The sequence below is a fragment of the Microbacterium sp. BF1 genome, assembly GCF_019279095.1.
Classification (GTDB): Bacteria; Actinomycetota; Actinomycetes; order Actinomycetales; family Microbacteriaceae; genus Microbacterium; species Microbacterium maritypicum.
Genome location: NZ_JAGYWT010000784.1, coordinates 1 through 726, shown reverse-complemented (window position 1 = coordinate 726; position 726 = coordinate 1). Strand labels below are relative to the sequence as shown.

Sequence of the window (726 nt, the reverse complement as noted above, 5' to 3'; positions counted from 1 at the left end):
CCGGCCCGACACACCGATCGCCTGGGTCACCGTGCGGGTGAGAGCGGTGAGCGCCGGACGCTGGCGGCGCGGCCCGTCGAGCACGTGCACCTCTCCCAGAACCCCGGCGAGCTGTGCGAACAGCTCGGGGCTTGCTCCGCGGAACGAGCCGGAGGAGATGTCGGGATCACCGAAGGCCAGCACGGCGATCCCCCGGCTGCGCAGGGCCTTCACGACGGCGATCCCCCCACGCGTGAGCTCCTGCGCGTCGTCGATGAGCACCACGCGCAGAGGCGCGAGCGGGCCGAGGGCGGCCGTCTCGGCCGTGTGCAGGATGGTGCTCGCCTCGCTCAGCAGGTCGGCGGCGTCACGGTGGGCCGACCGGAGCGCGTCGAGCACCGCGCGGTACTCCACGAGGAACTCCGCCGTCGCCGCCCACACCTCGTTGCCCGATGCTCGCAGCTCCGCGGCGTCGACACCGATCTCCGTGCACTCGGCGAGGAATGCGCGCAGCTCCGAGCGGAACCCCTTCGACGCCCGCACCGAAGGGCTCAGCGCATCCGGCCACGGGATGCGTCCGTCTTCCGCATCGCCGCTGAGCAGCTCGGCGATGATCCGGTCCTGGTCGGCACCCGTCAGCAGCGCCGGCGGCTCCGCTCCCTCTCTCACCATCGCTCCACGCACCAGCTGGAAGGCGAAGGAGCCGAGCGACCGAGCCAGTGGCCCGGGCGTCGCCTGGCCGATGCG

General features: G+C 72.9%; 1 protein-coding gene. It reads right to left on the bottom strand.

Translation table 11 applies throughout. The features are described from left to right. The coding region (locus KZA10_RS16770; RefSeq protein WP_218683467.1) for a UvrD-helicase domain-containing protein at window positions 1-726 on the bottom strand (726 nt) is incomplete at both ends.